22 protein-coding genes and 1 pseudogene are annotated in these 25,099 nt (G+C 61.8%); 18 read left to right on the top strand and 5 right to left on the bottom strand.

Annotation, left to right across the window (positions count from 1 at the left end):
• Positions 1-21 precede the first annotated feature (21 nt).
• Positions 22-873, bottom strand: coding sequence for an alpha/beta fold hydrolase (locus tag GEV39_RS12200; protein ID WP_173889287.1), 852 nt, complete (start codon positions 871-873; stop codon positions 22-24).
• An 83-nt stretch (positions 874-956) separates the two neighbouring features.
• Positions 957-2,231, bottom strand: coding sequence for an OprD family outer membrane porin (locus GEV39_RS12195; RefSeq protein WP_173889285.1), 1,275 nt, complete (start codon positions 2,229-2,231; stop codon positions 957-959).
• A gap of 234 nt (positions 2,232-2,465) precedes the next feature.
• Here GEV39_RS12195 and GEV39_RS12190 point away from each other — a divergent pair, with 234 nt between their 5' ends.
• The 5 genes and pseudogenes from GEV39_RS12190 to GEV39_RS12175 all read left to right on the top strand — a co-directional run bounded on the left by GEV39_RS12190 (position 2,466) and on the right by GEV39_RS12175 (position 7,850).
• Positions 2,466-3,806, top strand: coding sequence for an MFS transporter (locus GEV39_RS12190; RefSeq protein WP_173889283.1), 1,341 nt, complete (start codon positions 2,466-2,468; stop codon positions 3,804-3,806).
• Positions 3,807-3,850: 44 nt separating this feature from the next.
• Positions 3,851-3,943 (top strand): annotated as a pseudogene (locus GEV39_RS26100) (hypothetical protein); the annotation flags it as partial.
• Between the two features lie 136 nt (positions 3,944-4,079).
• Positions 4,080-4,952, top strand: coding sequence for a fumarate hydratase (locus GEV39_RS12185; protein WP_173889282.1), 873 nt, complete (start codon positions 4,080-4,082; stop codon positions 4,950-4,952).
• Positions 4,953-4,962: 10 nt separating this feature from the next.
• Positions 4,963-5,589, top strand: coding sequence for a fumarate hydratase C-terminal domain-containing protein (locus GEV39_RS12180; protein ID WP_173889280.1), 627 nt, complete (start codon positions 4,963-4,965; stop codon positions 5,587-5,589).
• A gap of 209 nt (positions 5,590-5,798) precedes the next feature.
• Positions 5,799-7,850 carry a TonB-dependent receptor gene (locus GEV39_RS12175; protein WP_173889278.1) on the top strand — a complete coding sequence of 684 codons (2,052 nt, stop codon included), beginning with the start codon at positions 5,799-5,801 and terminating at the stop codon, positions 7,848-7,850.
• Positions 7,851-7,920: 70 nt separating this feature from the next.
• Here GEV39_RS12175 and GEV39_RS12170 read toward each other — a convergent pair whose 3' ends face one another.
• Positions 7,921-9,972 (bottom strand): TonB-dependent receptor, encoded by a 2,052-nt coding sequence (locus GEV39_RS12170; RefSeq protein ID WP_173889276.1) that lies wholly within the window; start codon positions 9,970-9,972, stop codon positions 7,921-7,923.
• Positions 9,973-10,050: 78 nt separating this feature from the next.
• On the bottom strand, positions 10,051-10,458 hold the full coding sequence (locus GEV39_RS12165; RefSeq protein WP_173889274.1) for a DUF2946 family protein: 408 nt from the start codon (positions 10,456-10,458) through the stop codon (positions 10,051-10,053).
• A 216-nt stretch (positions 10,459-10,674) separates the two neighbouring features.
• On the opposite strand from GEV39_RS12165, the gene GEV39_RS12160 reads away from it, so the two are divergent.
• The 4 genes from GEV39_RS12160 to GEV39_RS12145 all read left to right on the top strand — a co-directional run bounded on the left by GEV39_RS12160 (position 10,675) and on the right by GEV39_RS12145 (position 15,603).
• Positions 10,675-11,040 (top strand): histone-like nucleoid-structuring protein, MvaT/MvaU family, encoded by a 366-nt coding sequence (locus GEV39_RS12160; protein WP_009684832.1) that lies wholly within the window; start codon positions 10,675-10,677, stop codon positions 11,038-11,040.
• A 595-nt stretch (positions 11,041-11,635) separates the two neighbouring features.
• On the top strand, positions 11,636-12,151 hold the full coding sequence (locus GEV39_RS12155; RefSeq protein ID WP_173891698.1) for a sigma-70 family RNA polymerase sigma factor: 516 nt from the start codon (positions 11,636-11,638) through the stop codon (positions 12,149-12,151).
• Positions 12,148-13,071 (top strand): FecR domain-containing protein, encoded by a 924-nt coding sequence (locus GEV39_RS12150; protein WP_173889272.1) that lies wholly within the window; start codon positions 12,148-12,150, stop codon positions 13,069-13,071. The genes GEV39_RS12155 and GEV39_RS12150 overlap by 4 nt, the downstream gene beginning before the upstream one ends.
• A 108-nt stretch (positions 13,072-13,179) precedes the next feature.
• Entirely contained in the window at positions 13,180-15,603 is a 2,424-nt protein-coding gene (locus GEV39_RS12145; protein WP_173889270.1) for a TonB-dependent siderophore receptor, read from the top strand.
• Positions 15,604-15,632: 29 nt separating this feature from the next.
• On the opposite strand, the gene GEV39_RS12140 is transcribed toward GEV39_RS12145, so the two are convergent.
• Entirely contained in the window at positions 15,633-16,637 is a 1,005-nt protein-coding gene (locus tag GEV39_RS12140; RefSeq protein ID WP_173889268.1) for a GntR family transcriptional regulator, read from the bottom strand.
• Positions 16,638-16,937: 300 nt separating this feature from the next.
• Between GEV39_RS12140 and GEV39_RS12135 the strand changes: the two genes are divergently transcribed.
• The 9 genes from GEV39_RS12135 to GEV39_RS12095 all read left to right on the top strand — a co-directional run bounded on the left by GEV39_RS12135 (position 16,938) and on the right by GEV39_RS12095 (position 25,044).
• Entirely contained in the window at positions 16,938-18,296 is a 1,359-nt protein-coding gene (locus GEV39_RS12135) for an amidase (RefSeq protein WP_173889266.1), read from the top strand.
• Between the two features lie 63 nt (positions 18,297-18,359).
• Positions 18,360-19,241: a polysaccharide deacetylase family protein gene (locus GEV39_RS12130; protein ID WP_173889264.1), complete on the top strand. Its 882-nt coding sequence runs from the start codon at positions 18,360-18,362 to the stop codon at positions 19,239-19,241.
• Between the two features lie 56 nt (positions 19,242-19,297).
• Entirely contained in the window at positions 19,298-20,656 is a 1,359-nt protein-coding gene (locus tag GEV39_RS12125) for an MFS transporter (protein WP_173889262.1), read from the top strand.
• Positions 20,657-20,671: 15 nt separating this feature from the next.
• A complete protein-coding gene (locus tag GEV39_RS12120) occupies positions 20,672-21,433 on the top strand; it encodes an SDR family NAD(P)-dependent oxidoreductase (RefSeq protein ID WP_173889260.1) in 762 nt (253 codons plus the stop codon).
• Positions 21,434-21,481: 48 nt separating this feature from the next.
• On the top strand, positions 21,482-22,231 hold the full coding sequence (locus tag GEV39_RS12115; RefSeq protein ID WP_173889258.1) for an SDR family NAD(P)-dependent oxidoreductase: 750 nt from the start codon (positions 21,482-21,484) through the stop codon (positions 22,229-22,231).
• Between the two features lie 8 nt (positions 22,232-22,239).
• Entirely contained in the window at positions 22,240-22,539 is a 300-nt protein-coding gene (locus tag GEV39_RS12110; RefSeq protein WP_173889256.1) for a hypothetical protein, read from the top strand.
• Positions 22,536-23,525, top strand: coding sequence for a CobW family GTP-binding protein (locus GEV39_RS12105; protein ID WP_173889254.1), 990 nt, complete (start codon positions 22,536-22,538; stop codon positions 23,523-23,525). The genes GEV39_RS12110 and GEV39_RS12105 overlap by 4 nt, the downstream gene beginning before the upstream one ends.
• Entirely contained in the window at positions 23,522-24,703 is a 1,182-nt protein-coding gene (locus GEV39_RS12100) for an ABC transporter substrate-binding protein (protein ID WP_173889253.1), read from the top strand. Before GEV39_RS12105 ends, GEV39_RS12100 begins: the two co-directional genes overlap by 4 nt.
• A complete protein-coding gene (locus tag GEV39_RS12095) occupies positions 24,700-25,044 on the top strand; it encodes a hypothetical protein (RefSeq protein WP_173889251.1) in 345 nt (114 codons plus the stop codon). The genes GEV39_RS12100 and GEV39_RS12095 overlap by 4 nt, the downstream gene beginning before the upstream one ends.
• The last annotated feature ends 55 nt before the right edge of the window (positions 25,045-25,099 follow it).

The following is a 25,099-nucleotide window of genomic DNA, read 5'->3' as shown; positions in this document are numbered from 1 at the left end:
ATCTCCCTTTTTTCGTCATGCTTACCGAGGTAAGCCATCAGCCCAATCGGCAATGGCGTTGGCGGTTTCCAAGGGCTTCTCCGCCGGCAGCGCATGGCTTGCATGTGGGATGACCTTGATCGTTACCCGATCGCCGAACTCCTCCTTGGTTTCCATGCGCGAGCGCTCGGGCCGGAAGGGGTCGGCGTCAGCCTGCAAGTCCAGCATCGGGGCGCTGCCGCCTGCCCAGTAACTTTCCTTGGGGGTATTGCCACGTGCCTCCCGCTGGCTTTGGGTGACCTGCGGGTGCCACCCGGTCAGCCAGGGGCGCGGATCATTGCCTTCGGCGAAGAAGGCCAGGCGCAACGCGGCGAGTTTTTCATCCTCGGGCGTTTGCTCGGCGTTGATCCGGGTGATGGCATCGGACAGCTCGCTGGGCCACTGGCGTGCGCCACCGGCAAGCAGCACGATCCCACGCACAGCCTGTGGGTGGTCGCTGGCGATGGTCTTGGCGATCCACTGGCCGTACGCATGCCCGGCAACGATTGCCGGGCCGCCTTCGGCGGCGATCACGTTGGCGAAGTCGTCGCCGAAATCGTGGAACGTCACGTTTTTCATCGGCCCTTTACTGCCTGCCACCCCCCTGGGCTCGGGCAAGACCACGCGATAGCCGCGGCGCACCAGTTGCTCGGCCAATGGGGCGAATTCGGCGCTGCCGCGACCAGTGGAGGCCAGGATCATCACCAGCGGCCCCTGGCCCTGTACCGAGTAGGCGATGGTGGCGTCGGCATGCTGGATGGTACGGTGGGCGATGTTGTCCTGCGACCAGGCGGCCGGGGCGAGCGCAATTGCGCACAAGACACTCAGAGGGGCGACTAATTTCGACAGTTTCATTGAACACCTTCCGGTTGGGGAGAAGCCCCTGCCCCCCACCCGCCAGAGCGTGGCCGGCGTGGGGGAGGGTGGAATGAGCTGGATCAGAACTTGAAGCTGTAGTCGACGATCAGGCGGTCCTGGTCGCTGTTGCGCTGGTAATTGCTGCGCAGCACGCCATGGCGCCAGCGCACGGCGAGGTCCTTGAACGTGCCGCTTTGCACCACGTAGCCGATATCGGTATCCAGTTCCCGCTCGCGGCCATCGTGCTGCACCCCGACGACGTGGGCGTTGTCACTTTTCACATAGCGCACGGTCAGCATCAGCCCGGGAAGGCCGGCAGCCGCGAAGTTGTAGTCATAGCGCGCCAGCCATGAAGCCTGGTTCTGCTTGGCGAAGTTGGTCAGCATCATTTCGGTGTGCAGGTAGGTGGCTGTATTTTCCAGCTGCGGGTATGCGCCTTTGCCATCGACCTTCTGGTAGCCGGCCTGCAACGTGTGGCCGTTCCACTCGTAGCCGAACAGCCCGCTGTACACCCGGTTGTCGATAGCGCCGGCGTCGCCAGCGCCGGCTTCCCGGGAAGCGAACAGCCTGATGTCGCTGACCAGGCGCCCCGGCCCCGCCGGCAACTTGCCTTTGATGCCGACGAAGTGTTGGCGGTAGACGTCTTCTAGCTCACCGATGTTGTAACTGAGCACCACATCCTTGCCCAGCGCGTAGTCTGCTGCGGCGTATTTGAAGTCGCGGTTGTCGGTGCGTGGGTATTGCCCGTTGGCGTAGGCGATACCGATGCCCTGGTAATCGGTGGAGTCCCGGTGGCGGGCGCGGTCGAGCCTGCCGGCGCGCAGGGTCAGCCCGGTGATCGAGGTGTTGGTGACCTGGGTGCCGCGGAAGTCCTGAGGGAACAGCCGGGTGGTGCTTGGCTGCAACACGCCCAGGCTCGGGTTGATGGTACCGACCAGCACTTGCGTGTCCTGGTACAGCCTCACCTTCGCGGTGAGGGCCAATTTGCTGTATTCGTCCTGTGACTCGCGGGCATAGCTGGGGCCACCCGGGCGGCTTTCGGCGTTACGCGGCAGTAGACCAGAGCCGCTTCGCTGCGGACTTGAGTCGAGCTTGAGGCCGTACATCAGTGCTGCATCCAGGCCCAGGCCAATGTCGCCTTCGGTGTAGCCGGACTGGAAGCGAAAGGTCAGGCCCTGGGCACTTTCTTCGACGCGGTTCTGGCCGCTGCCATCGCGGTAATCGTTCTGGAAATAGAAGGTTCTGGAGTCCACCGAGGTCTTGCTGTCATCGAGAAAAGCGGCTTGTACGCCTGACGACACGGCGAGGGTAAGTGTGGTCAGCGTCAGCAGCTGCCGGTTCAGGTTTGTTGTCATTGTTACCTGTCCTATGTGGGGGCGTTTCTATCGGCTGGCATCGCGTCAGCCCACCACAATTACCGGCGAGGACGGCCTAAAAGTCAATAGGCTATAAAAATGACCTATTGACTTTTAGGTCGTGCAGCGGTCTCATGGGATCACAGCAAGCGCCCAGGGCTTGGCTGATAGCCGTACACTGAGCGGCACGCTCGTGTGACGGCAAAACCGATAACAACAACAGGGCAACCCACAATGATCACAGCGCGCGAAAGTGCAGATGCCGTCCAGGCTTACACCGACGAACAGTTCGCCCAGCGGACGTTCGCCCGTGTGAAATGGAAGATCCTGCCACTGCTCATGATCTGCTATGTCTTGGCACTGATTGACCGCAACGTCATCGGCTTCGCCAAGCTCGGCTTCATGACTGACCTTGGTTTCGGCGAAATGGTGTACGGCATCGGCGCCGGCATTTTCTTCGTCGGCTATATCCTGTTCGAGATCCCCAGCAACCTGATGCTGCAGCGCATCGGTTTTCGCAAGACGGTGCTGCGCATCATGATCATGTGGGGTATCGCCTGTGCGGCGTTCTCCATGATGCAAAGCGAAACCATGTTCTACATCCTGCGCTTTGCGCTGGGTGTGGCCGAAGCGGGCTTCTTCCCGGGGGTGTTGCTGTTCCTCACGCTGTGGGTGCCGCGTAACCGCCGAGCCAGCGTAACGGCGATGTTCATGGCTGCGATCCCTATTTCCGGCATGATCGGCGGGCCCTTGGCGGGCGGCATCATGCAGCACCTGGACGGTTTGTTCGGCCTGAAGGGTTGGCAGATACTGTTCCTGGTCGCCGGCCTGCCGGCCTGCGTGATGGGCGTTGCCACCTACCTGTTGCTGGACAACTCGCCCAAGGAAGCCAAGTGGCTGTCCGAGCAGGAGCGCCAAGTCATTCTCGACGAGTTGGCGGCAGATGACACCAGCAATGCCAACGAACACCATTCCCTCTGGGGGGCGTTCAAGGACAAGCGCGTGTATGTGCTGGCGTTCACCGCACTCGCGGTTTTCAGTGGCGCAGTGGCGGCTGCATTCTGGGTGCCGACCATCATTCGCAAAACGGGCATCACCGACCTGTTCCATGTCGGCCTGCTGTCGGCACTGCCGTTCATGGTGGGTGTGATCGCGCAGTACCTGGTGGGCAAGCATTCGGACAAGGTCATGGAGCGCCGCTGGCATGTGGCGATCTGCTTGAGCATTTCGGCGCTTGGCTGGTTGACCCTGGCCATTCTGCAACCCAGCACCACTGTCTCGGTGATTCTGCTGATCGTCGCCACCGCATCGGTTCTGGGTGCGACCGGTCCGTTCTGGACATTGCCCGGCAGCCTGCTGACCGGCAAGGCAGCAGCGGGCAGCATCGCCCTGGTCACCACACTGGCCGGTGTCGGTAACGTGTTCATGCCGGCGCTGGTGGGTGCACTGATCGATCTGACCGGCAGCATGGCCGCATCCCAGGCCGCCTATGGCGTGCTGATGCTGACCGGCGCCGCGATGATCCTGCTGGGCACCCCGGCTGAAGCCGGCAAGCCCGTCGTTAAAGCCCACTGACGAGGAAGTGTTCCTGGGCTGTGCCCGGTGAGGACAACCGCAATCGGGCAGTTGCCTGCGGCGAAATGGTGTTGGCCATTGCCGTTGGGGTCGAGTCGATGTCCAGAGCACCGTTTGTAATGGGCAAGGCTGAGGCAGGGCGGCCGGCGCGGCTTGGCCACGATGTGCGTTGGGGTCGGCCAGGGCCTGGTGCTGGCCTTTGAACGCGTTTGACGCAACACCTCAAGCCAGGCTTGCCTGGCTTCTTACAAGAACAATGCTGAGGAGCCTGTAATGGGTACCATCTCGTCGGACTTGCTACGCCAAGTGACTGCCGAACTCTATGAGCGCTCGCTGAAGAAAATCCCTGAAGACACCAAGCGCGCGCTTGCCCAGGCGAAGGCCGTGGAGCGCAATCAGACCGCAAGCCAGACCCTGGACATCATGATCGCCAGCGCACGCGCGGCGGAAGAGGAAAATCATTTTGTCTGCTCCGACTCGGGCGTGCCGGTGTATTTCGTCAAGGTTGGCACCAAGGTCAATTTCGATGGGCCGGTGAAGCAGGCCATCACCGATGGTTTCAGCGACCTCGTCGCCACCATCCAGCCACCCATGCTGGCCCATGTGACCAACCCACTGACCCTTGAGCGTGGCTACGCGGGCAAGGACATGCCCATCACCACCTTCGAATTGATCGATGACGCTGACTACGTCGAGATCACCTGTTCACCCAAAGCCCTGGGCTCCGGGCGCTGGGCAGCACTGGAAATCTTCACCTTTCCAAGCCTTGAGGACATCGAGCGGTATGTCATGGGAGTGGTCCTCAAGGCTGGCCCTCAGCACTGTCCTCCGGTGGTGATCGGTGTCGGGATTGGCGGCACCTTCGACTACGCCGCGAAACTGGCCAAGCAGGCCATGCTGCGCCAGATCGGAACATCCAACCCCGAGCCAGTGCTGGCGGACATGGAAGAACGCTTGCGCCAAGCCGTCAATGCCACAGGGTTCGGCCCCATGGGTACCGGGGGGGATAGTACGGCCATGGCGGTGCACGTGGATTACGCGTCCGGCCATGGTTTCACGCCGGTGGCGGTGTGCTTCAACTGCTGGATCAACCGACGTCGTTCCGCCCGGATCCACCCGGACGGTCGCGTCGATTATTTCGAGTGAGGAACGCCCTATGAAGCGGCTTCAAGCGCCATTTGATGAAAACGCTATCCGTTCCCTTCGTGCCGGCGACCTGGTGGTGGTTGACGGCGACGTGGTGATCACCGCCGGCCTGCCCACGCACCAGCGGTTGATGCACTGCCTGGAAAGCGGCGAGGCCCCCCCTGTCGAGTTGCGCGGCCAAGCGCTTTTTCATCTTGGGGGCTACAGCCAAGGGGAGGGCGAGCGTTTCGAGATGCTCTACATCAACCCCACGACCAGCACCCGGTTCAACCCGTACATGCCAACCTTGATCGAGGGTTTCGGCCTTCGGGTGGTCGGCGGCAAAGGTGGCCTGGATGAACATAGCGTCGAGGCAATGAGGAAGGTCGGGTGCGTATACCTGTCCTTCCTGGGTGGCGGCTGCACCTTGCTGTCCCGGGCGATTCAGCGGGTTGTCGAGGTCGGCTGGCCGGAGATGGTCACCCACTATCGGCTTTCACGTATCAATGTGAACGGCCTGGGGCCGGCAGTGGTTGCCATTGATGCGCAGGGGAACAGTTTGTACGCGCAGAATGCGCAGACAGCCGGCTCCCACTCAGGGGAAGTGTTGGCAGGCCTGCACGCTCAGGCTCGGCAGGAGAAAACTCAGCTTTCCTAGCATGGCCAAGAACCGCCTGGCACCAGCAGCCCGCAGCCGGCGGTTCTGCTGGGGCAGGCGGCGCAGCGCCAAGGCGGGATCGGGCAGCGGCAGCCAACGCTAGTGGTGCAAAAAGTTATGGTATAACATAAATCAGCGCAGCACTGGCCTTTGGCCTTGCCGCGCATTTGTCTGCCATACAACAACCCATGCCCGACTCAGGACTATCCATGCGATTCCCCCAAGCATCGTTTGCCATTTTCACGGCAATGTTCACACCTGACCTTGTCGCCGGACAGACCGGCACCTCGACCATCACGCTCGGTGACGTGAACATCACCCAGACCACCGGCGTAGCCTTGAGCACCGAAAACGTGCTGACCTCGGTCGACGTTCTTGGCAGCGACCAGGTGCGCGACAAGAACGTGATGAACAGCTGGCAGCTGTTGGGGCAGATGCCAGGCATCCAGTTGACCGAAACCGGGCAAGGTGCAGAGTCTGGCAAGGTCAGTTTCCGTGCGTTCAACGGCGAGGGCTACATCAACGGCATCAAGACGTTGATCGATGGCGTGCCAAGCAACGTCAACAGCGGCAACCAGCGCTTCATCGACATGATTTTCCCGTTGGACATCGAATACATCGAGGTGGTGCGCGGTACCAACGACCCGCGTTATGGGCTGCACAATATCGGTGGAAACATCAACTTTGCCACACGCCAGGGCGGCAACTATGTCGATAGCCGTGTGACCTACGGCAGCTTCGATACCCGTGAAGTGCAGTTGGCGGTCGGCCACGAGGAGGGCAACTTCGCCCAGAACTACATGCTTGCCAAGCAGGACAGCAACGGCTACCGCGACCACAGCAACTCGAACAAATATGCGTTGGGCGGCAAATGGTTTGTCAACAACGATGACCAGACCTTCCGTGTCGGGCTGATTGCCCGGCTTTATCATCACCAAGCCCAGGAGCCGGGCTTCCTCACCCGTGACCAGCTGCACGCCAGCCGCACCCAGTCACCTGCCAAGAACGGCAATGATGGTGACGACCGCGACATGAAGCAGGTGAGCGTGCACAGTGACTGGCAGCTGGCCGACGACCTTAGCTTGAGCAGCAAGCTGTACTACAACAGCTACAACGATGACCGCACTGTCACCTTCACCGATTACCGGCCTGGCAACGCACCTCGCCAGCGACGCCAGTGGGACGAGCAGCAGCGCGGCATGCTCAGCAACCTGACCTGGCGCGCCAACGATTTGCTGACGCTCGATGGCGGCATCAACTACGAAGAGCAGGACAACCTGTACCGTCGCCTGCGCTACAACTACGGTGTGCCAACCGACTTCGACGCGCCGCCGGCGCGCGTGCAAAATGACGACTCTTATACCCTGCGCAATATCGGCGGGTACGTGCAGGCGGTCATTCAGCCTACCGATGCGCTGAAGATCATCCCGGCCATGCGGGTGGATAAATTCTCCGGCAACACCGAGGTGCTCGGCGGCGCCAAGGCCTCCCTGCAGGACTATGGCTGGATCCGCCAACCCAAACTCAGCGTGATCTACAGCCTCACCCCCGAAATCGACGTTTACGCCAACTGGGGGCGCACCTTCCAGGTGCTCACCGGGTCCGCGGAACCGGCTTACCTGCTGCCCGGGCAGGCCTCGTACAACCCGTCCATCAATACGGGCAAGGAGGTTGGGGTGAAATTCCAGCCGTTCCCGGGTGCCCAGGCGCGGCTTGCGCTGTGGCAGCAGGATGCGACTGATGAAGTTGCGAACATGCCCAGCACCGGCACCACGGTGGGGCTTGGCGAAACCCGCCGCCGTGGCGTGGACATGCAGATCAGCGCACAGCTGGATGAACAGTGGACGGTCTGGGCGTCCCACGCGGTTCAGGAAGCGAAAGTGGTCAAGGGCCTGGCTGCCAACGGCCAGTCTTTGTCAGGAAAAGAGGTGTTTTCCACCCCACGCTACATCAGCAATGTGGGCGTAGAGTACCGCTACAATGACGACTGGAAGTTCGGCGCGCAGGGGCGGGCACAGGGTAGCTACTACATCGATGAGCTCAACGAGCAGGGTAAGTACGGTGGCTTCGTGGTCGTGGATGCCAGCGTGAGTTACCGGATCACCCCGTCCACCAGCGTGGATCTGCAGGTGAAGAACTTGCTGGGCCGCGAATATGAATATGTCTGGTACGACAACTTCTTCTGGGGCGGCAACGACCAGCCCATGTTCTCGACCGCCCCAGGCCGTTCGGCATTCGTGTCGTTGAACATGAGCCTGTAACAGGCTGGCCGTGCTACAGGCGAGCGTCTGCTCGCCTGCTCGGGGCCACCGCGGCCAGCCCGCTTTGCCATCAGAAGTCGAACGTCACGCCGGCATAGAGTGCACGCCCGTCACCGGGGGCGTGCAGCGAAGCGTGCGCCCCATCCGGGTCGTACCAGGCGTACGCGTAATAGCGATTGGTCAGGTTTTTCAGTTGCAGGTCCACGCTCATCGACGCACTGACCTGGTAGGTTGCCCCCAGGTTCAGCAACACATAGCCACCGTAGGTGCCTTGGGTGTTCTCGCGCTCCAGGTAGTAGTGGGTCTGGCCGTTTGCCCAGGCGCTCAGTTGCAGGGCAGGCGTGGCCTGGTAGTTGATGCCGGTATTCCACAGGTGGTGCGGCACATGGTCGATCTCTTTGCCTTTGCTGCCAGGCAGGGCGCTGCTCGGCTCAAGGATCTTCGAGTATTGCCATGAGTACGACATCCACATCTCGGTGCGTTCGCTCGGGTGCAGGTTGACCTGCAGGTCGTAGCCCCAGCGCCGTGTCTCACCAACATTGTCCGACTCCCCGCTGGGGTCGTTCAGGCGACGGCTCACTTCGCCAGAGGCGTCCTGCTGCCAGTAGGCCACGCGGCCATCGACCCAGCTGGCCGGGGTGAACTTGATGCCGGTTTCCCAGCCTTCGTTGATCGAAGGGGCCAGGTCCTCATTGCGCGGCGGCACCTTGTAGGCTGCGGCGCCGGTCCCGACCTGGAAGGTGCGGCCCCAGTTGGCGTAGACGCTGGCAAACTTCCATGGCGAATAGACAATGCTGAGCTTGGGCTGCTTGATCAGCCCGTAGTCGTTGATGTCGTAGTCCTGCCCGGTCATCTTGTTGGTGAAGTCACCGCTGATCTTGTCCACCCGGTAGGCCGGCACGATCTTCAACGATTGGAACGGCTCGATCTGCGCCTGCACGTAGGCACCGACCGTGTTGAAGTCGAAGTTCTGGTCGCGTGTCTGCCCCTGGCGTACACGCTCCACGGTGCGATAGCGCTCGCTGCGGTTCTGTTGCTTCTGCACATCGCTGCCACCTTCCAGCGCGAAGGCATGCAGCCAGTCCACCTGTGGCCGCCAGGTCAACGAGGTAATGGCACCGTACTGGTCTTCGTAGGTGTCTCGTTCCTGTTGCGAGCTGGTACGCCAGTATTGAGTCCAGCGACGATCGTCGAAGGTATTGAGGTAGGTCTTGGCCGACCACGACAAGGTGTCGGCCAGGTCGCTATCGAAGTGCACGCTGACTTGGTTCATCCGCCGGGTACCCTTGTCCGTGGCGTTGTAGTCATTGCTCATGCGTGGATGATGGCGGGCGTCATCCTCGGTCAGGTAGCCCGCCTCCTGAGCCTCTGACTCGTAGTGACGGGCAATCAGACCAAGGCGGTAGCTGCCATCGTCTGGGGTATAGAACCATTTGCCGCCGAAGCTGTAGCGCTCGGTATCGGCATGGTCACGGTAGCCATCAACCTGCTGGCGAGCGAAGAAGTAGTTCTGCGTCCAATTGCTGGTCTCGATGCCCTTGGCCAGTTGCACCTCACGCGTATTGAAGCTGCCGTAGCGCAGGCGCGCCTTGTTGTAGTTGCCCCCGGTGCGGGTGTGGATATTGACGTTACCGGCGATGTTGTTGAGGCCGTAGCGTGGATCGCTGGTACCACGCACCACCTCGATGCTGTCGATGTCCATGGGAAACACCGAGTCGATGAAGGGCATGTTGCCGTCGTTGGTGTTGCTGGGGATGCCATCGATCAGCAACTTCACGGCGTTCACTTCGCCTTCGCCATTGAAGCCGCGAAACGACAGCTTGCCCGAGGTGGTGCCCTGGTTGAATTCGGTCAGCAACACCCCGGGCGCGCGCCTGAACAGCTCCCAGCTGTAGGCCACCGGCATTTTCTCGAGGATGTCGCCGCCCAGGATATCCACCGAACTGAGCACGCTGCTGGTGGCCAGCGGGCCGCTTTCGGTACTGGTCACGTTGACCGCGCCAAGGGTGAGGGTGGAGTTTTCAGCAGGCAGTGTTTCGGCCACGGCCAGTGTCAGGGGGCTGAGGCTGAACAAAACGAGCACGGGCAAGGCAGCACGTGCGGTACAACGCAACGCAGGCATGGAAAGTTTCCTGGCTAGACAGTCGGGCAGGGCTGCGCACCGCAGGTCACGGGGCAGCCGTTGGCAATCAGCGACGGGTCAGGCCAGGGGGGAGGCGCGGGGGTTGAGCTTTGGCCACTGCTCACGCGGCAGTGGCAACCTGTGGCTGTCACCGAGCAGAAGCGCATCGGGCCAGAACCGCGGGAACAGGTGGCGATAGTAGTCGCTGGCCAGCAGGCTATGCGCGGCATGACCACAGCAGCAGTCGCCCGCCTGGTGTTTCGTGTCCGGCTGTTCATCGAGTTGTGGCAACTCGGCCTTGAGCTGGGCCAGCAGTGACTTGGGCAGACTCTGTGCACCGTGCAGGCTGCAAAAGCTGCCGAGAATCAGGGATTGGCTGTCGACGCGGGGTGTTTGCAAGGCACGGTCGAGCGGCATCGCCAGCAGGTTGAACAGCACGGCGAAGCAGGCGAACAGACAGAGATGCGCACGCGCTCTTGAAAGCATGAATCACCCATGAAAACGTCGCGCGCATTAAGCCGTATCGGTGACGGGCAGTTCAAGTTCCGTGACGCGCTATTTTGTCGCATGCGCTAATGACCGCTGTCGTGTCTGGCGCCATTACAGAACTTGCGCAGGGCTGGAGCTCATTGTCATTTGGGTTTGAACTTGAACCGCGTTAGGATTCTCTAACTAGCACCCCACCCACTTCGGAGTAAGTACATGTCGCGTCTGGCAGAGTTTCGTCAGCTTGAACAAAAACTGGCCCAGCAATTGGCTGAACTTGAAGCGCTCAAAGGCTCGTCCGAGCTGCAAAAAGAAATCGAGTTTGAGACAAAACTACGCGACCTGCTCGCCGAATATGGCTACAGTCTGCGGGACATCATCAATTTGCTCGATCCGCAGGCCAACCGTCAGTCCGCACCTGCTGCCACAGCGAAAGCACCGCGTCGTGCCCGACAGGTCAAGCAATACAAGAACCCGCACTCTGGCGAAGTTATCGAGACCAAAGGCGGCAATCACCGCCAGTTGAAAGAGTGGAAGCAGCAATACGGCGCTGATGAAGTCGAAAGTTGGGTCGCCCGCTAACTCGTACCGCGCACAACTTATCAAGTGGGGCCGCTCTGTGCCCCATCGCCGGCAAGCCAGCTCCCCCAGGAACAGCATAGCCCTCAAGCATTGCACGGTCCTGTGGGAGATTCTATGGTTTCTGGCAAGGGTAGCCGCAGCATCTTCAGCGCCTGTGAGATCGAGCGCCGCCCGCGCGGCGCTTCGCGGGTAAACCCGCTCCTACGTTTTTTTCGGGCCAGTATTGCCTGTGACAGGCGCGCGCGACCGCCTTGTTTGTACAACGCGATATCGTGTCGGGCGCCAAGGCGTTCGCGCGCAAATACCACAGGCATAATTGGCCCGAAACAAATGTAGGAGCGGGTTTACCCGCGAAGCGCCGCGCGGGCGGCGCTCGATCTCACAGGCGCTGCATATCTTCTGACAAACACCTGTCAGCCCTGATGCGATCCCTTTGAAAGCTGGCTTGCTGGCGATGGGCTGCGCAGCAGCCCCATTGGGTGTTACTCACACTCAAGTGAACTACCCGCTAGCGGTGGTGCACAGCTTCCCAGCGAGATACAAGCCCATTACAATCGCGATGAATTCCTATTCTCGTTTTCGCGTGGGTTACAAGATGTCCGGATCGGTGACGGAAACGACGCACCATCAACACCTGCACAGGCTGTATCAGGATCACAACGGTTGGCTGCGTAGCTGGTTGCGCGAACGTTTGAGTAATTCGGCGGATGCTGCCGATCTTGCCCAGGACACATTCGTACGGGTACTGGTCGCGCGCACCGCCCATTCGCTGCAGCAACCCCGTCATTACCTGGCGACCATCGCGCGCGGGTTGGTCATCGACCTGTACCGCCGCCGCAGCCTGGAACAGGCGTACCTGCAAGCATTGGCGTCCAGGCCGGACGTTCATGCACCCTGTACCGAGACCCGGGCAATCATTCTGGAGAGCCTGCTGGCCATAGACCGCATGCTCGACGGCCTGGGGCTGCGTACACGGCAGATATTCCTAGCGGTGCAACTGGATGGGCTGACGTATGAAAAGGCAGCCGAGCGTTTCAATGTATCGGTCAGCACCGTGCGCAAGCACCTGGCCAAGGGCCTGATGCACTGCCTGTTGATGGACGGCGAATGAACCAGGTGCTGGCCCAGGCGGTTGAATGGCATGTTCGCCTCAATGACAGTAGCGCCAACCAAGCCACTCGCGCGCAATGGCAGGCCTGGCTGGATGCCGACCCCGCGCATGCACAAGCCTGGCAGCGTGTAGAACGGTTGCAACACCGGTTGAGCCTGGCACCCGCCGGCGTGGTCTCCACCACCTTCGAGCAGGCACGGCAGCATAGAAGGGCGGTACTCAAACAGCTGGCCGTGCTGCTCGGGCTCGGTGCAACCGGCTGGGCAGGCTATCGGGCTTCGCCCTTCGCCGCCGACTACAGCACGGGCGTCGGCCAACGCCAGCGGCTGACGTTGGCCGATGGCAGTGCACTGGTGCTGGATACCGCCACACGGGTGGATGTGCTGTTCGATGCCCAGCAACGGCTGATCGTGTTGCGCCAAGGTGCCATTCTGGTCGATACCGCAAAAGATCCTCGCGCCCTGAGCGTGCAGACTGCGCAGGGGCGTGTCGAGGCGCTCGGCACCCGATTCACGGTGCGTCAGGACGATGGCACTACCCGGGTTGCCGTGCAAGCGCATGCCGTGCGGGTCAGGCCGCAACTGGGCCTCGGCCAGGCACTGCGCGCCGAAGCGGGGCAGGCGGTGAGCTTCAGCGCAACCACCATAGGCCCCCTGCAGCCAGCGCCAGAGCAGGGCTCTGCGTGGTCGCGCGGCATGCTGGTCGTCGTGGACTGGCGCCTGGATGCGGTACTGGCCGAGCTCTCCCGCTATCGCCACGGTGTGCTGAGCTGCTCGCCTGATATCGCCGGCCTGCGGCTCTCCGGCACTTTTTTGCTCGACGATACCGAGGGCGCGTTGGCCAACCTCGAGGCCTCACTGCCTGTTCGGGTCCGCCGCCTGACCCGTTACTGGGTAAGGCTGGAGCGCCAGGCGGCATGACGGTAAATTTTTCTGCATAGAGGGGTAACAGATTTTCATTCCTGTTTCGGCTCTACCTGCATGTGCGCATCAGACGCACCCATTGCCAACGCTGACAGGAAACTTTTCATGCAAGTACGCCCCCTCTTTTCTGGCCTTTGCGGCCAACCCACAGCACGGGCCCTGTGCTTTGCTGGCGCGGTATTGGCGTTGACGCCTGCCTGGGCCAAGCCGATCGACTATGACATCCCTGCGGGCACGTTGGCCGCCACCTTGAGTCAGCTCGCTGCCGCCAGCGGCGTGATGATCACCTTCAGCTCGGAACAAACAGCGGGCTTGAGCTCGCCAGGGCTGCACGGTAGCTACGAGGTGGAACAAGGTTTCGCCCATGTGCTTCAGGGCAGCGGGTTGCGCATTGTGCAGGCTGGCGAAAAACGGTTCGTACTCGCCAGCATGGAAGCCGGCGGGGCCCTGCAGCTGGGCGCTACCACCATCGATGCAGCGGGCCTGGGCGCCATCACGGAAGGGACCGGCGCCTACACCACGGGTGCCACCAACGCCGCCACCAAGCTTGCCTTGTCATTGCGCGAGACCCCGCAAACGGTCAGCGTGATGACGCGCCAGCGCATGGAAGACCAGCAACTCACCACACTGAGCGATGTGCTGAAACAGACGCCAGGCCTTTCCGTGCAGAACATCGACAGTGAACGCGTGAACATCTATTCGCGTGGGTATGCCCTGGACAGTTACCAGTTCGATGGCATCCCGACCACCTTGATCGTGCAAACCAGCGCAAGCCCGCAGAGCCTGATTGATACCTCGGTCTATGACCGGGTCGAAATCGTCAGGGGCGCCACCGGTTTGATGACCGGTGGCGGCGACCCCTCTGGCAGTGTCAACCTGGTCCGCAAGCGGCCAACCGCCGGGTTCCAAGGCTCGGTCAGTGCCGGCGCAGGCTCGTGGGACACGTATCGCACCGAGGTGGATGTGTCTGGCCCGCTGACCGCCGATGCGCGCTTGCGCGGCCGCGCCGTCATGGCTTACCAGCAGGGCAATAGCTTCATTGACCACTACCAGCAGGAGAAGCAGACCTATTACGGCATTCTGGAAGCTGACGTTACCGACAGTACGCTGCTGACAGTCGGTTTCGACTACCAGAAGAATGACCCGCGTGGCGTATCCTTCGCCAGCTTCCCGTTGTTCTACAGCGACGGCGGGCAGACTGACTTCCCACGCTCCATCAACGCCGGGGCACGCTGGAGCTATCGCCAGCAGAACACGCTCAATACTTTCGCGACCCTTGAGCACGGCCTGGCCAACGACTGGAAACTGAAGCTGGCCGTGAACAACATGTACAGCACCCGGGAATATTCGCTGGCTTCGCTCAGTGGTGGGGCACCTGACCGTGAAACAGGTGAGGGCGCCTACCTTTACGGGGGAGATGGCTATGGCGCCCAGCGGCAATTGGGTCTCGACGCCATGGCCCAAGGGCCGTTCCAGTTCCTGGGCCGCGAGCATGAACTGGTATTGGGCCTGAGCGCTTCGCAGTTTAACGACTACAGCGACCCGGACGATGACGACCTGGAGATGCGCCCGGCCAATATCCATACCTGGGACAACGACACCGAGCGGCCGACTTCGGTCGGTAAACTGATGAATGACGACACCACGATTCGCCAGGATGCGGCGTACATGGTTGCACGCTTCAAGCCGGCGGACGATCTGTCGCTGATTGTCGGTGCGCGCGTGGGTGACTACAGCTACAAGAAGAAAGCCATCTACAACCCGCCTTACACGCGTTCGTCCAGCACTGCCGAAAGCCGTGAAAGCGGCTTCGTAACGCCTTATGCCGGGGTGGTGTATGACCTCAACGACATTCATTCGGTGTACGCCAGCTACACGACGATCTACAAGCCTCAAGCCCTACGAGAGCAAAACGGCAGGAACCTGGAGCCGAGGCAAGGGGACAACTACGAAGTTGGCCTGAAAAGCGAGTTCTTCGACGGCCGCGTCAACACGGCCATTGCCCTTTATGAAATAAAACAGGACAACCTAGGGGTTCCCACGGGTGAAACCGTGGAAGGCACGGTGCGCGAGTCGGCCTACCGCGCGGTGGCCGGCGCGAAGACGCGCGGTATCGACATGGAGATCTTTGGCGAAGTGCTTCCCGACTGGCATGTCAGCGCGAGCTACAGCCATAGCGTTACCAAGGATGCCGACCATGAGCGCATCAGAACCGAAGCACCGGCTAACCTGATAAAGCTCTGGACGACCTACCGTCTTCAAGGGGACCTGAACCCATTGACCATCGGCGGGGGCCTGAACTGGCAGAGTGGCATGAGCCTGACGACGAGCCAGGGCAAGGCAACGCAGGAACAGTATGCCGTGTTCAACGTGATGGCGCGTTATGATATCACCCGGCAGCTGAGCGCTTCTGTCAACGTCAACAACGTGTTCGACAAGCAGTATTTCAGCGCCCTGGACCCGACCTTCTTCACCGGCTACTACGGTGAGCCACGCAATGTCATGTTCAGCACCCGGTACGCTTTTTAACGCGGGGAGGGTGCAGGCCCGCCGACGCCTCAGGCCAGCCTTTGCAGATAGCCCGGCGCGTCAGGTTCGGGCAGCACCGACAGCACCTTGAGCCGCTGCAAGGTCCGTTCGCGGGCCTTGCACAGGTGGTCACGCAGGCATGAACAGGCAGTGTCGACGGTGCCGTACAGCAAGGCTTCGAAGACCAGGCGGTGCTCCACCAGCATGGCTTCGTCATTGCTGGACTGCAGGGCTTCGTGCAAGACCCGGCCAACATTCATGGGGATCTGGCATTGGCGAATGACTGCTGCCATGCGCGTATTGGCCACGCCGGCGATGCAGGTCACATGCAGGTCCTGCTCGAGCTGTTCGATGTCGGCGCGCTTCACATCACGGCCGGCGGCCTGCGCACTGACTACGCGGTGCAACATCGCTTCAAGATCACTGCGGCTGACATGCTCGACGCCTTGGCGCAGGGCATCTGGCTCCAGCAGCATCCGTAGCTCGTAATCGTGCTTGACCGCCTGGGCCGTCAGCGGGCCGGCGAGCCATTGCGAGTACGGCTCTTTTTCCACCAGCCCTTTGTCGCGCAATCGCATCAACGCTTCCCTGACGACATTCCGGCTGACGTTGAGTTCTTCGGCGGCACTTTGCTCATCGATCCGGTAATGACCAAAGACCATGAACCGCACGACCGTCTGGGCAAGGTGGTCGTAAATTCGCTCACCTATCGGGCGGTAATCGATCAGGTCCTCTTGTGGCTCCAGCCCCAGGAGCTTGCGCGTGAGCGGTGCGCGCAACGGGGTTTCGCTGGTGCCCTGGGGGTCGACGAGAAAGCCCCGGCCCTCGAAGCGGCGGATCAGCCCTTCCTCATGCAGCAGGTTCAGGGCCTGACGAACCGGTACCCGGCTGGTGCCGAACAGTTCTGCCAAAGGCCCCTCCACCAGCACCAGCCCTGGCGCCGTCTGCCCTCCCAGAATCGCATCGCGCAGGGTGTTACGGATGATCTCGTAACGAGAGGCCGGGCGGTCTTCAAGGGGCTGGGTAGCAGACATCAGAGGGTTCTCGTGAAGCGTGGGAGGCCAGTTTCGCACAAGCGAAGCGAGATGTGACCGGTCGCCGGTGACACCGCTGTGAACGGTTTTGGGGCAGGCTGTTACCGAACACCCCAAAATGTATCATCCAGTAAAACATACATTCCAAGATGCGAGTCTGGACTTGGGTATCGCGCGCCATCGCCAACCCTTGGCCAACGCGGCGCGGGGACTTTTCTATAAACCGCTTCACAAGGTTGGCACGACGCATGCTTACGTAAATGTACTTATCAAACAAATATACATTTAAGAGGTTTTGCCATGCTTGCCGATGCGCTTTCCCTGGCCAAGCAATTTGCCGCGGGAACCCACGACCCTGTCACTGCGATGGAAGCGGCGCTGGTGAGCGCTCAGCAGGTGCCGGCTGCATTCATCACCCTGTGCGAGGCGCGGGCGCTGCGCGAAGCGGCTGCGGCCAGGTGCCGCTGGCAAGCCGGGCAACCGTTGTCTGCCTTCGATGGGGTACCGGTAGTCTGGAAAGACCTGTACGACCTGGCCGACCACATCACCACTGCAGGCGCGAAGGTGCGCTTGCACGCGCAACCGGCGCCGCGTGATTGTGCACTGGCCACGGCGCTCAGCCGGGCGGGCATGGTCAGCGTGGCAAAGACCAACCTCAGTGAGCTGGCGTATTCGGGGCTGGGCCTCAACCCCCATTTCGGCACACCAACCAACCCGGGCTTCGCCGGCGCCGCACGCGCGCCGGGTGGCTCGTCATCGGGGTCGGCAATTGCGGTGGCCCAAGGTGTGGCCCCTATCGCCATGTCGACCGACACTGCCGGCTCCATCCGGGTGCCGGCGGCGTTCAATGGATTGGTCGGCTACCGCAGCAGTGCCAAGCGGTACTCATTCGAGGGGGTCACCCCCCTGGCACGGTCCCTCGACTCGCTGGGGCCCATTACCCGTAGCGTGCGCGATGCCATCGTCCTCGACAACCTGCTACTGGGCGACCACCTTGGCATGCCGCTAGACGCCGTTGCCCTGCCCATCGCCGGGCTCAAGCTTTGCGTGGATGCGCAGTTGCTGGGCGATGCACGCATTCAACCAGAAGTCAGGGCCAACCTTGTTGCGGCACTAGAGCGGTTGGCGGCCGCTGGCGCGGTGGTCGAGCACAAAGCTGTCCCAGCCTTCCAGCAAGCACTGGACGTGATCGAGCAGATCGGTTGGCTGGGCGGCGCCGAGGCTTTTGCCCTTTACCAAGGGCTGCTCGACAGCCCGCAGGCCGAGCAACTGGACCCCCGTGTGCGCAAGCGGCTGGAGGGCGCCCGTGCCTACCCAGCCAGCAAGCAAGTGCTGCTGTACCAGGCTGCCGAAGCACTGAAAGCACAGATCGCACGCGAGCTGGACGGGGCATTCCTGGTAACCCCGACCGTCGGCCATGTTGCGCCACTGCTGGCACCGCTGGAAGAGGACGCTGAGCTATTCGTTGCCACCAACCTGGCAACCCTGCGGCTGACCATGCCGGGCAGCATGTTGGACATGCCTGGCGTTGCGTTGCCAAGCGGCAAGGGGGAGGCAGGGCTACCTACCAGCCTGCTGCTTTCGAGTTCGAGTGGGAACGACAAGGCCCTGCTGCGAGCTGCGTTGGCGATCGAGCCTTACGTGTGCGTCGGGCTTTGAGTCAGCCCATCGGGCAGGCAGCGGCGTACCTGCAATCAATTGAATAACCAAGAGGTCGAGATAATGACAAAAGAAATTTTTGTATCGATTGGCGTCGACGTGGACGCGGTAGCCGGTTGGCTGGGCTCCTACGGGGGTGAGGACTCGCCCGACGACATCTCGCGCGGTCTGTTTGCCGGGGAAGTAGGCGCACCGCGGCTTCTCAAGCTGTTCAAGAAATATGACCTGCGCACAACCTGGTTCATCCCGGGCCATTCGGTGGAGACCTTCCCCGAGCAGATGAAGGCGGTGGTTGAAGCGGGGCATGAAGTGGGCATTCATGGGTACAGCCATGAGAACCCGATCGCGATGACGCCGGAACAGGAAGAAATCGTTCTGGACAAGTCGATTGAAATCATCACCCGGTTGGCAGGCAAGCGGCCCACGGGCTATGTGGCGCCGTGGTGGGAGTTCAGCAACGTTACCAACGAACTGCTGCTGAAGAAGGGCATCAAGTACGACCACAGCCTGATGCACAACGACTTCCACCCTTACTACGTTCGAGTGAAGGACAGCTGGAGCAAAATCGATTACAGCCAGCACCCCGATACCTGGATGAAGCCCTTGGTGCGCGGTGAAGAGACCGATCTGGTCGAGATCCCGGCCAACTGGTACCTCGATGACTTGCCGCCGATGATGTTCATCAAGAAATCGCCCAATAGCCACGGCTTCGTCAACCCGCGCCACCTTGAAGAGATGTGGCGTGATCAGTTCGACTGGGTCTACCGGGAGAATGACTACGCGGTATTCCCCATCACCATTCACCCCGATGTGTCCGGCCGGCCTCAGGTGCTGCTCATGCTCGAACGGCTTATCGAGCACATGAAAAGCCACCCAGGTGTGAAGTTCGTCACCATGGACGAAATCGCCGACGACTTTATCCGGCGCCAACCGCGCAAGCGTTGAGCCACTGCTTCGGTTAGCACGTTTTCAAGCGGATCAAAAACAAGAGAAGCGCCGATATGACCACTACGCAAGCCACCACCACGGCTCCTGTGACCGAGCCTGGTACCTGGAAACCGGTACAGCTGGAATCCAGAGATGTCAGATACGCAACCTGGATTGCTTTCTTCGCCTGGGTTTTTGCAGTTTACGATTTCATCTTGTTCGGCACCCTGCTGCCGGTCATGGGCGGGCATTTCACCTGGAGTGAAGCTGAACAGGCGGAAATTGCCACGTGGGTAGCGGTCGGCGGCGCTGTCGTGGCCTTCATTGTCGGGCCGCTGGTGGACAAGATCGGGCGCCGTGGCGGGATCATCTTCACTATTGGCGGCACCGCACTGTGCTCTGCGCTGACAGCAGTGTGTGCCGGCATGGGCAAGGGGCCTTTGATTGCCGTGCGTTCGGTGGCAGGGCTGGGTTACGCCGAAGAAGGGGTCAACGCTACCTACCTGACCGAGGTGTACGCGGCGTCGACCGACCCGAAACTGATCAAGCGCCGCGGCTTCGTCTACAGCCTGGTGCAAAGCGGCTGGCCGGTAGGGGCGTTGATCGCAGCAGGCCTGACGGCATTGTTGCTGCCGCACATTGGCTGGCAGGGTTGCTTCATCTTCGCCGCTGTACCTGCGCTGGTAGTCGCCATCCTGGCGCGCAAGCTCAAGGAAAGCCCCCAGTTCCAGGTGCATCAGCGCATCCACCAGTTGCGCAAAGCGGGCGAAGAACCTGCCGCACGCAGCCTGGCGCGCGAGTACAACGTCGATTACGACGAGCACGCCAAAGCCGGTGTCGCTGCTGCCTTCCGTGGGGCGGCCCTGCGACCGACCGTGGTCTTGAGCCTGGCGATCCTGCTGAACTGGTCGGCTATCCAGGTGTTCAGCGTGCTGGGCACGTCGGTGATCGTGAGTGTTCACAAGCTGTCGTTCGAGAACTCCTTGTGGATCCTGGTGTTGTCCAACCTGGTGGGCTTCATCGGCTACCTGGTTCACGGTTGGCTAGGGGACCGGATTGGCCGGCGCAATACCGTAGCGCTGGGCTGGATGTGTGGCGGCTTGGCGTTCTTCGCCATGATCCAGGGCCCCAGCGACCTGGTCACGGTCATCGCTTTGTACAGCCTTGGCCTGTTCTTCCTGACCGGCCCTTACTCCGCCATGTTGTTTTTCATGGGCGAGAGCTTCCCCACCAGTATTCGTGCCACAGGCGGCGCCATCGTGCATGCCATGGGGCCGATCGGCGCCATCGTCGCCGGGCTGGGAATTACCAGCGTGTTGTCCACCGGCGGTGAATGGCACAGCGCGGCGCTCTGGTTCGGCGCGCTGCCTTGCTTCCTATCGGGCTTGATCATGCTTGCTGCCCGACATGTCGAACCTCTTTCAGTCAAATAACCAGGAGTTGCACACATGTCTCGACCCGTAGCATTGGTCACTGGGGCTGCCAGTGGCATTGGCCAGGCGGTCGCCGTCGCGTACGCCCGGATGGGCGTGCGCGTGATGGGTGGCTACCTGCCCGCCGACCCGCATGACCCCGCTGAAACGCAGCGCTTGGTCGCCCAGGCCGGCGGCGAATGTTCGATGATGGCGATGGACGTTACCGACAGCGCTTCACTGGACGCCATCGCCGCCGCGGCAGTCGAACGCTTCGGTCGGCTCGATTATGCCGTGGCCAACGCCGGGCTTTTGCGCCGGGCGCCGCTGCTGGAAATGTCGGACGAGCAATGGAATGAAATGCTCAACGTCGACCTTACCGGCGTGATGCGCACCTTCCGCAGCGCAAGCCGCCACATCGGTGAAGGCGGCGCACTGGTGGCCATTTCGTCGATTGCCGGTGGCGTGTATGGCTGGCAGGACCACGCGCATTACGCAGCGGCCAAGGCTGGGGTGCCCGGGCTGTGCCGCTCCCTGGCGGTGGAGTTCGCCCCCAGGGGCATCCGTTGCAACACCATCATTCCCGGCCTGATCGAAACCCCGCAATCGCTGGACAGCAAAAATTCCCTGGGTGCCGAGGGCCTGGCCAAGGCGGGCAAGGCGATCCCCTTGGGGCGCGTAGGGCGCGCCAGCGAGGTTGCTGACCTGGTCTGCTTCCTGACTGGTCCCGCGTCGAGCTACATCACCGGCCAGAGCATCGTGATCGATGGCGGCCTTACCGTGCGCTGGCCTGAATAGGAAATTGCTGCGCCGCAAGCTCGCCTTGCGGCCGCGAGGAGAACAAGCATGAAACCATTGCAGAACCGCCGCGCCGTCATCACCGGCGCGGGGAGTGGCATCGGCGCGGCCATCGCCCATGCCTACGCCGATGCGGGCGCGCTGCTCGTGTTGTGTGACCGCGACCCCCAGCGTTTGGCGGTGGTCGCGAACCAATGCCGCGACCGCGGCGCGCAGGTGATCGAATCTGTCGCTGATGTGGGTAGCCGGGAGGGTGCGCAAGCCGGTGTAGATGCGTGCGTCGCAGCGCTGGGGGGCATCGATGTGCTGGTCAACAATGCCGGCATGCTGACCCAGGCCCCCTGTGTGGACCTGACCCAGGAAATGTGGGATGAGATGCTGCGGGTGGACCTGACCAGCGTGTTTGTCGCGAGCCAGCGCGCGCTGCCGCACATGCTGGAGCAGCAGTGGGGGCGCATCATCAACATCGCCTCCCAGCTGGGGATCAAGGGCGGGGCACAACTGGCTCACTATGCGGCAGCCAAAGCCGGCGTGATCGGCTTCAGCAAGTCGCTGGCACTGGAGGTGAGCAAAGACAATGTACTGGTCAACTGCGTGGCGCCAGGGCCGATTGAAACCCCGCTGGTGGAGGGCATCAGCCAGGCGTGGAAGGTTGCCAAGGCCAAGGAGCTGCCGTTGGGCCGCTTCGGCAAGGCTGAAGAAGTGGCACCGATCGCTGTGCTGTTGGCGAGCGAGCCTGGCGGCAACCTGTTCGTCGGCCAAACCCTTAACCCCAATTCCGGCGATGTAATGCCTTGAGGTGAGCCATGTGTGGACTTTGCGGCCTGATCGGTGAGGATGCGCACTGGAGCGACCCCCTGGACACGAGCCTCCCCGGCCGCCGCGAGCGCTTGCGGCGTATCGCCGCGATCAATCAGGTGGTAGCACCCTTCAGGCTCAAGGTCAGTGACGTGCAGGGGGCGTCGTATCTGGTGCAAGGCCCTACCGGCAAGCAAGGGGTTGCCTCGGGCTTGGATCAGCTCTGGCAGACCGCCGAAAGCATACTGGGGCGCTCCCTTGACCCCCTGGATCCGCGAATCCTCGATCACCTGGAGGCGTCGGCATGAGCCTGCAGATCAATGTGCTGACGGGTTTTCTGGGCAGTGGCAAAACCACCTTGCTCAAGCGGGTGCTGGCCAATGCGGACATGGGCGACACGGCGGTGCTCATCAACGAGTATGGGGAGGTGGGGATCGATGACGTGCTGGTGCAGGAAGTTGCCCCCGACACGGTATTACTCCCGAGTGGGTGTGTCTGCTGTTCGGTTAGGGGGGATCTGAAGCAAGCGCTGATCGACCTGCACGGCAAGCGTGCGCGCGGGGAGGTTCCGGCTTTTCGCCGCGTGCTTCTGGAAACCACGGGCCTGGCCGATCCCGCGCCCATTCTTGCCACGCTGCAGCGAGACCCACAACTGCGCGGCCGCTATCACGTGGGCCTGATGGTGACGGTGGTCGACGCCCAGCACGCCCTGCTTCAGGAGCGGATTCACCCCGAGTGGCTGGGCCAGGTCACGGCTGCCGATCGGCTGCTGGTGAGCAAGGCAGACCTGGTCAGCGCTACGGTGCTCGACCCGTTGCTGGCACACTTGCAAGCCCTTAACCCGACCGCATCGATCGCGTTGGCGAGCACGGTCGGGCAGGGCGATGAGCAGCTTCTGGGCGAGGGGCTGAGAAGCCTGGAGCCCGATGAGGAGGTCGCCAAGTGGCTGCTTTTTGCGCCCACCCGGCAGCCGCACCACGGCGGCGCCCAGGTGTGTGCACTGGAGTACGAAACACCGTTGGATTGGCTTGCCTTCGGGGTTTGGTTGTCGATGCTGCTAAGATGCCACGGAGACCGAATTCTGCGGGTCAAAGGGATCTTGAATGTGATCGATGCTGAACAACCTATCGTCATTCACGGCGTACAGCACTGCCTGCATCCGCCCATGCATCTGCGCCAGTGGCCTGGGCAGGCGCGGCGCTCGCGCCTGGTGATCATTGTGCGCGATCTGGATATCCAGCTGCTGCGCCGCTCTTTTCAGGCTTTTTTACAGCGCCTGGGGCGTGCGGCATGAGTGGCCCGGTCACGTTGCGGGTATTGGGCACATCGGTCACCCTACTGGAGCCCATTCGCTTGCGCGCGGAGCAAGAACTGGGCATTCGCATCGAGTACCAGATCCACGACGTGCAGACCGTTCAACGCATTGCGTTGATGCACCCTGAACGCTATGACCTGTACGACCAATGGTTCCATAGCATGGATTTTGTCTGGCCGGCCGGCGCCATCCAGCCCATCGACATCCGCCGGGTCGCCTTGTGGGAGGAGATCAACGACCTGCCCAAGCGGGGCCGGCTGCACGCTGGGGATGAGCTAGCCGGCGGCAGCCTGCCCTGCGACCGGCTGTATGTTCAGCATGACCGGACCCTGGCCAACTGCCCGACAGACTGGATCAGCATGCTGCCGCTGACCCACAACGCGGACAGCTTTGCGTACAGGCCGGACCTTCTGCCGCCGGGGTTCGGCGTTGAGAACGAGAGCTGGTCGTGGTTGGTTGACCCCAACTGGTGTGGGCATGTGGCGTTGCAGAGCGATGCAGCCATCGGGGCGTTGGACGCTGCACTGGCTGTGCAGGCCAAGGGGTTGGCCACGTTCGATGTGATCGCGAACCTGCGCCTGGACGAGATCGACCAGCTTGCGGCAGTGCTCATCAAGCTTCAGCGCCAAGGCCATTTCGCCGCGTTCTGGTCTGATGACCGCGACGCAGGCAAGCTGATGCTGGGCCCCAAGGTGCACATCGAGAGTGTCTGGTCGCCTGCCTTGATGCAGCTGCACCGCGAAGGCATTCAGTACCGCCAGGCCGTGCCCAGGGAGGGGTACCGTGGCTGGTTTGGTGGCCTGTCGTTGTCCCGTGCCGTTGAGGGTGGGGTGAAGGATGCGGCCTATGCCTACCTGAACTGGTGGTTGGCAGGTTGGCCAGGCGCGATGATGGCCCGGCAAGGGTTCTACATTTCCAATCCACTGCGCGCGCGCGATCACCTGTCGGCGGCTGAGTGGGATTACTGGTACGAGGGCAAGCCAGCCCGCGAGCAGTTGCTGGGCAGTGATGGCGAACCGCTGATCGAGCCTGGGCAGCTACGCGAAGGGGGCGCCTACGCCGAGCGTGTGGGCCGTATCAGGGTCTGGAACTCAGTGATGGATGAGCATAATTACCTGGTGCGCAAGTGGGCTGATTTTTTGCGGGCGGGCAAATGAGCCGCTCGCAAACCGGCGCCAAATACCCACGCACACCGGACGGGCGCTATTTCGTTGTCAACGGCCAGCTCTGGCGCTGCAGCAATCCCGGGCTTTCAGACGAAGCGCGCCAGCACCTGGTGCGCGCGCTGATGGAGGCAAGGCGAGCGGTGAAGCAGGCGAAGGCCTGCGAAGATGCAGCCGCTTTAGGGCGGGCTCGGGCAGCGGTCAATTATGCCAAGGTTGCATTAGGCGAGCGTGGGCCGGTGTGGTGGGATGACGGTAGTCCTGATTACAACCGTCACAAGGCTACCAACACTCCTTATGCAGCCTGGTACGACCGGCTGGTCGCGCAGCCGTGAAGGCCTTCCACCGCGCGGGCAAGGCCGCGAAGGGCGCCAGCCTTCAGCGCCGAAC

This window comes from Pseudomonas sp. NY5710, from assembly GCF_013305665.1.
GTDB lineage: Bacteria > Pseudomonadota > Gammaproteobacteria > Pseudomonadales > Pseudomonadaceae > Aquipseudomonas > Aquipseudomonas juntendi.
Note: the sequence above shows the minus strand (reverse complement) of the source record. Positions and strands in the feature narration are given on the sequence as shown.